This is a genomic window from Dietzia sp. B44, assembly GCF_014145245.1.
Taxonomy (GTDB): domain Bacteria; phylum Actinomycetota; class Actinomycetes; order Mycobacteriales; family Mycobacteriaceae; genus Dietzia; species Dietzia natronolimnaea.
This window is the reverse complement of the sequence record NZ_JAALEF010000356.1, coordinates 1-7,012: the sequence shown is the minus strand read 5'-3', so window position 1 is coordinate 7,012 and position 7,012 is coordinate 1. Positions and strand designations below refer to the sequence as shown.

At 71.6% G+C, this 7,012-nt stretch carries 5 protein-coding genes; 2 read left to right on the top strand and 3 right to left on the bottom strand.

The features are described from left to right. Positions 1-321: 321 nt before the first annotated feature. A complete protein-coding gene (locus tag G6017_RS11800) occupies positions 322-834 on the top strand; it encodes an inorganic diphosphatase (RefSeq protein ID WP_179524465.1) in 513 nt (170 codons plus the stop codon). A 129-nt stretch (positions 835-963) separates the two neighbouring features. Here G6017_RS11800 and G6017_RS11795 read toward each other — a convergent pair whose 3' ends face one another. The 3 genes from G6017_RS11795 to G6017_RS11785 form a co-directional block, all read right to left on the bottom strand. After that, a complete protein-coding gene (locus G6017_RS11795; protein WP_182617503.1) occupies positions 964-1,827 on the bottom strand; it encodes a crotonase/enoyl-CoA hydratase family protein in 864 nt (287 codons plus the stop codon). Positions 1,828-1,850: 23 nt separating this feature from the next. After that, a complete protein-coding gene (locus tag G6017_RS11790; RefSeq protein WP_179524463.1) occupies positions 1,851-2,057 on the bottom strand; it encodes a PspC domain-containing protein in 207 nt (68 codons plus the stop codon). A 174-nt stretch (positions 2,058-2,231) separates the two neighbouring features. Further along, positions 2,232-3,056: an SDR family oxidoreductase gene (locus G6017_RS11785; RefSeq protein WP_179524462.1), complete on the bottom strand. Its 825-nt coding sequence runs from the start codon at positions 3,054-3,056 to the stop codon at positions 2,232-2,234. Positions 3,057-3,123: 67 nt separating this feature from the next. Between G6017_RS11785 and G6017_RS11780 the strand changes: the two genes are divergently transcribed. Further along, a complete protein-coding gene (locus tag G6017_RS11780; protein ID WP_182617501.1) occupies positions 3,124-6,975 on the top strand; it encodes a Pls/PosA family non-ribosomal peptide synthetase in 3,852 nt (1,283 codons plus the stop codon). Positions 6,976-7,012 lie beyond the last annotated feature (37 nt).

Here is a 7,012-nt window from a genome sequence, read left to right as displayed (position 1 = left end):
GGCCGGCACGCAGCTCCCCCTCGACATCGGTGAGGAGTGCCGCCACCACGAGGCCCGCCACCAGCAGCGCGACGGTGACGAGGACGACCCCGATCCGCCACGCCGGGCCCCGCCCCCGCCACACGCGCCGTTCGGTCACCGACCCCCACCCTCCCGGACTCGCCTCACCCCGCACCCGACCGGGCAGCGGCCATCAACCACCCACGCTAGCGGGCGACCTGACGACGAGCGCCCCCGGTGCCGCACCGGCCTACTACACTCGACGCGAATTCCCGGGCGCGCGTCCGGGGTCCCGAGAACGCCGATCAGCGAGGTACGCCAGTGTCCGTCGAAGTGACCATCGAGATCCCCAAGGGCTCGCGCAACAAGTACGAGATCCACCACGAGACCGGGAAGATCTACCTCGACCGGTTCCTGTTCACCTCGATGGGCTACCCGGCCGACTACGGCTACATCGACCACACCCTGGCCGACGACGGCGACCCGTGCGACGCGCTGGTCCTGCTCGACGAGTCGGTGTACCCCGGCGTGATCGTCAACTCCCGCGTCGTGGGCGTCTACACGATGTCGGACGAGGCCGGCGGCGACGACAAGCTGCTGTGCGTGCCGGCCCTGGACCCGCGGTGGGAGCACATCCAGGACGTGAACGACGTCCCGGAGTACGAGCTCAAGGCGATCGAGCACTTCTTCCTCCACTACAAGGACCTCGAGCCGGGCAAGCACGTCACCCCCGGCGAGTGGCGGGACAAGGCCCACGGCGAGAAGCTCGTGGCCGAGGGGATCGAGAACTACGGCACGCATCCCGAGGAGAAGGCCGAGCCCAACCGCGGCTGACCCCGGCCCGCCGCACCCCGTCCCACGGCCACGCGAAGAGCGTTCCGCACACATCGCTCGAGAGGCGGGTGTGCGGAACGCTCTTGTCGATGCAGGAGGCCGGGTGTGCCGGGCGGTCTGCGCCGGGGCTCAGCGGCCGGTGAACCTGGCCTCGCGCTTCTCCAGCGTCGCCGAGATGGCCTCCATCATGTCGGCGGAGGCGAGGAAGCCCGCGTTCCACGTGGCCACGTAGCGGTTGTTCTCGTAGATCTGTCCCTCGATGCCGCGGTTCAACACCTCGCGGGTCCCGCGGACGACGAGCGGGGGGTTGCCCGCGATCTCGGCGGCGGTGGCGTGCGCCGAGTCCAACACGCCGGCGGCGTCCTCGGCCACGTGGGTGACCAGCCCGTAGCGCAGGGCGGTCTCCGCGCCGATGTCCCGTCCGGTCAGGGCGAGCTCCCGGGTCAGCCCCTGGCCGATGATGTGGGGCAGCCGCGCGAGCGACCCCATGTCGGCCACGATCCCCACCTTGACCTCGCGGATCGAGTAGGAGGAATCGGCGGCACCGTGGCGGACGTCGCACGCGGAGATCAGGTCCACGGCGCCCCCGATGCAGCGGCCCTGGACCGCCGCGACAGTCGGGGTCTTGGCCGACGCCACCGAGTCGATGGCGCGGCGCATGTTCTCCACGAAGTCCAGGATCCGCTCGTTACGAGAGGCGTCCGGGGTCTTGTCCTGGGGCAGGAAGTCCATGAACTGCGGCATCATCGCCATCAGATCCAACCCGTAGGAGAAGTTCCGGCCCTCACCGGCGATGACGGCGGCGCGGACCTCCGGATCGGCGTCGAGTTCCGCCATCACACGGGGCATCTCCGCCCAGAAGTCGGGCCCCATACCGTTGTGGGGGCCGGGCCCGATCAGCGTCACCTGCGCGACGAACGGGTCCCGGACCCCCTTCTCGATGCGGACGGAGGAGTACTGACCGGGCGCGGCCGAGGTGTCTGGAGTGCTCATGCGCTCAGCCTGCCATGGCCTCCTCAGGCGCGGGCGTCAGGCATGACGAACCACAGGATCACGTAGAGCAGCACCTGCGGCCCGGGCAGCAGCAGCGAGGCCACGAACAGGACGCGGACCAACACCGGGTCCAGCCCGAAGTAGTCGGCCAGTCCGCCGCACACGCCCCCGATCCAGCGGTCCTCGGACCTGGTCAGTCGCCTGGGCTGGGAGTCTGAAGGGTAGGTCATGACGTGTCACCTCGTCGTCGTCGGAAATTGGTGGCCGGGGACCTCTCCCCGATGACCTCCAGTCTCCTCCCCCGCAGCGTCCACCACATCCGGGACGGACCCCGAATCCGAACTTGAACCGCGCCTCGGGGTGGGGACGCGGGAGCGGGCGCGGACTCAGGTGTGGAACTCGCCTCAGGTGTGGAACTCGCCGCAGTCCACGGTGAGGGTCTGGCCGGTGATCGCCGACGCGGCGTCCGAGAGCAGGAACACCACCGGGTCGACGATCTCGCGCTCGCCGGGCAGGCGGCGCAGGTCCATCTTCTCGGCGGTGTGGGCGTAGACGTCCTCCACGGTCCCGCCGTACTTGCCCGCCAGGTGTTCGAAGTACCCCTTGAGGGTCTCGCCGTAGATGTACCCGGGCGCCACGGTGTTGACGCGGATCCCACGCGGTCCGAGCTCTGTGGCCAGGGAATGCCCCAGCGCGACGAGGGCCGTCTTGGCGATCTTGTAGCCGGCGTAGCGCTCGCGGGAATGATGGATGACGGCCGAGGCCATCATCACCACGGAGCTGCTCGCGGGCGCGGCGTCGATCTGCTCCGCGTCCGGGGTCTCCGCGCCCGCCTCGAGCAACGGGGTGAACTCCTGGGTGGTGCGGAGCGCGCCGAGGACCGAGAGGTCGATCCCCCGCGAGATCTGCTCGTGGTCGGTCTGGGCCAGCGGCTTCATGCTGGGTACGGCGAACGCGCTGTAGACCAGGCCGTGGACCGCATCGGTGTGCTGGGCGACGGTCTCGCGCAACGCCCGCACGGAGTCGGCCTCCGTGGCGTCCACCGCGGCGGCGATCGCGGTGCCACCGGCGGCACGGACCTCGTCGACGATCCCGTCGAGCCGGGAGGCGGTGCGGGCGGCCACGACGACGGTCGCCCCCTGTTCGGCTGCCCGCAGGGCGAGGGTCCGCCCGAAACCGGGCCCCGCTCCCACGATCACGACGGTCTTGCCCTGGAGAGATTCTGACATGAGTTAATAGAACCAGTTCCACCCACGCTGTGGGGGGAAGTTCACCCGACCGGGATACCATCCGCACGTGCACACCATCCCTGAGCAGTATCTTCGCAGCTCACAGGCCCCGAGCCCCCGGACATTGCTGGACGTTCTGGGCTCCGCGGCCCAGGGTCACCCGGACGCCCCGTGCCTCGACGACGGAGCGCGCGTGTTGAGCTACCGCGAGGTGTGGGAGGAGATCCACACCTCGGCACGCTGGATGCAGCAGCAGGGGGTCGGGGCGGGCGACCGGGTGGGCATCCACATGCCCTCCGGCGGCGTCGAGTTGTACCTGGCGATCCTGTCGACCCTCGCCGCCGGGGCGGCGTACGTCCCCGTGGACGTGGACGATCCGGCCGACCGCGCCGAGCTGGTGTTCGGGCAGGCGCAGGTGGCGGCCGTCTACACCGCCCAGGGGATGCGGGTCACCGACCCCGGACGTCCGGCCGACCCGTCGCGACACCGGGCCCCCACCGTCGACGACGACTGCTGGATCATCTTCACCTCCGGCACCACCGGCCTGCCGAAGGGTGTGGCGGTGACCCACCGCAGCGCGGCCGCGTTCGTGGACGCCGAATCGCGGATCTTCCTCACCGGCGCCCCGCTCGGCCCGGGCGACCGGGTGCTGGCGGGGTTGTCCGTGGCGTTCGACGCCTCCTGCGAGGAGATGTGGTTGGCCTGGGCACACGGGGCGTGCCTGGTGCCCGCGCCCCGGTCGATCGTCAAGTCCGGGCTCGACCTGGGCCCGTGGCTGCGCGACCGCGGGATCACGGTGATCTCCACCGTCCCGACCCTGGCCTCGATATGGCCGGAGGAGATGCTCGCCGACATCCGCCTGGTGATCCTCGGCGGCGAGGCCTGCCCGCCCGAGCTCGCCGCGCGACTCGCGGGAGACGGCCGGGAGGTCTGGAACACCTACGGGCCGACCGAGGCCACCGTGGTGGCGTGCGCGGCGCAGCTGGACGGCAGGGGTGAGGTCTCGATCGGCCTGCCGCTGGACGGATGGGACCTGGCCGTGGTCGACGCCACGGGACTGCCTGTCGGCTACGGCGAGTCCGGCGAGCTGGTGATCGGTGGCGTCGGACTGGCCCGATACCTCGACCCGGACAAGGACGCCGAGAAGTACGCGCCCATGGAGACCCTCGGGTGGGAGCGCGCCTACCGGTCCGGCGACGTCGTGCGCCTCGAGGCCGACGGCCTGTACTTCACCGGCCGCGTGGACGACCAGGTCAAGATCGGTGGACGCCGTCTCGAGCTGGGTGAGGTCGACACCGCCGTGTCCGCCCTGCCCGGCGTGAGCGCGGGAGCCGCCGCGGTCAAGAAGACCGACGCGGGCCAGTCCGTGCTGGTGGCCTATCTCGTGGCCGACGACCCCGTGGGCTTCGACCTCGCCGACGCCGCCGGGATCCTGCGCGACCGCCTGCCGGCGGGTGTGGTCCCCCGGCTGACCCTCGTCGACGAGTTGCCCACCCGCACCTCGGGGAAGGTCGACCGCGCGGCCCTGCCGTGGCCCCTCGCACAGACCTCGGCCGCCGAGACCGAGCTGGACGGCACCGACGCGTGGGTGGCCGAACTGTGGTCCTCGGCCCTCGGTGCCGACGTCTCCGGGGTGGACGAGGACTTCTTCGCACTGGGAGGGGGCTCGCTCGCCGCCGCCCACGTGGTGGTGGCGGTCCGGGAGCGCTTCCCCGGCGTCACCGTGGGGGACATCTACGACCGCCCGCGCCTGGGCGACTTCGCGGGATACCTCGACGAGCTCGAGCCGGTGGCCACGGTGGAACCGCGACACGTCAGACCGGTCGGCCGCGGTGCGCAGGTGGTGCAGGTCCTGGCGACCCTCCCGCTGCTGACGGTCACGGGGCTGCAGTGGCTCACCTGGCTGGGGATCGCCAACAACGTCGCCGCCTCCGTGGGAATCCCCTGGGCGCGCCCGGTCTCGTGGTGGGTGCTCGGGATCCTCGCGGTGTTGCTGCTGTTGCCCGCGGGCCGCACGGTGGTGACGGGGCTCCTCTGCCGGGTCCTCATGGCCGGGGTCACCCCGGGCACCTATCCGCGGGGCGGCTCGGTCCACCTTCGCCTCTGGGCGGCCGAACGGCTGGTCGAGGCCTCCGGCGTCGCCAACCTCGAGGGCGCCGGCTGGCTCACACCGTTCGCGCGGCTTCTCGGCGCGTCGATCGGCCACGGCGTGGACATGCACACCCTGCCCCCCGTCACCGGGCTGCTGACCGTGGGCGACGGAGCCTCCATCGAGCCCGAGGTCGACCTGGCCGGGCACTGGATCGACGGCGACGTCCTGCACATCGGAGCCGTGGCGATCGGCGAGAACGCGGTGGTGGGAGCCCGGTCCACACTGCTGCCCGGCGCGGTGGTCGGCAGCGGCGCGCACGTGGAGATCGGGTCCGCCGTGGTGGGCACCGTCAAGGCCGGGAAGCGCTACGCGGGCTCACCCGCCCTCAAGCGGGGCAAGCGGGGCTCGAGCTGGCCGGCCGAACCCGCACCCCGCAGTCGCGTGTGGAGCGTGATCTACCAGCTCTCGGCGGTGGCCCTCGGCGCGATGCCGCTACTCGCCCTGGCCGCCGGACTCGCGGTGGTGGCCTGGGGGGCGCGGGACGCCACGACCCCCGGCCAGCTGTTCCTGAGTACCACCCTGTGGTCGGTCCCCGGGACGCTGCTCGCGCTCGCGTTGTTCGCCGCGCTCACGCTGGTGTCGGTCCGTGCGCTCTCGGTGGGCCTCGAGGAGGGGTTCCACCCGGTTCACTCGCGCATCGCGTGGCAGGCCTGGTGCAGCGAGCGCATCATGGACGCCTCGCGGAACTGGCTGTACCCGCTCTACGCCTCGATGCTCACCCCGATGTGGCTCCGGGCGCTGGGCGCGCGGATCGGCAAGGACGTGGAGGCCTCGACCGTCCTGCTCATCCCCTCGCTCACCACCGTCCGGGACGGGGCGTTCCTCGCCGACGACACGATGGTCGCGCCGTACGAACTGGGATCGGGCTGGATGCGGTTGGAGCAGGCGCAGGTCGGCAAACGCGCGTTCCTGGGCAACTCCGGAATCGCGTCCGCCGGCCGCAAGGTCCCCGCGCGCGGGCTGGTCGCCGTGCTGTCCTCCGCGCCGCAGAAGGCCAAGAAGGGCACCTCGTGGCTCGGTTCACCGCCGCAGAAATTGCCCAGGGCCGTGACCGACGGCGAGAGCGATGTGCGCACCTACCAGCCGCCCCGGCGCCTCAAGGTGGCCCGCGGCGCCTGGGAGACCCTGCGCCTGGTCCCCGTGTGGCTCTCGTTCCTGCTGCTGGTCAGCGTCCTGGTCGTGATGCAGGAGATCCACCGGGAATGGGGCTTCGGCGTCGCGGCGCTGGCCTCCGGGGTCACCCTCGCGTACGCCGGACTCGTGGCCCTGTTCGTCTCGGTGCTGGCCAAGTGGCTCCTGGTGGGCAGGATCCGCGCGGGCGAACAGCCCCTGTGGTCCTCCTTCGTGTGGCGCAACGAGGTCGCCGACTCGTTCGTCGAACTCCTGGCCGCGCCCTGGATGGCCCGCCCCGCCTCCGGCACCCCGATCCTCACCGTCATGCTGCGGCTGCTCGGGTCGCGCATCGGCCGGGGTGTGTGGTGCGAGTCCTACTGGCTCCCCGAGGCCGACCTGGTCTCCCTGGGCGATGCCGTCACCGTCAACCGCGGCTGCGTGGTGCAGACCCACCTGTTCCACGACCGCATCATGCAGATCGACCGGGTGGACATGGCCGACGGCGCGACCCTGGGCTGCCACTGTGTGACCCTCCCGGCGTCCTCGATCGGCGACGGCTCCACCGTGGGCCCGGCGTCGCTCGTCATGCGCGGCGACCGTATCCCCCCGGGCACCCGCTGGCAGGGCAACCCGATCGCGCCCTGGCGGGGCTGAGCGGGGCGCACCCGGGCGGGACGCACGAGGGCAGAGG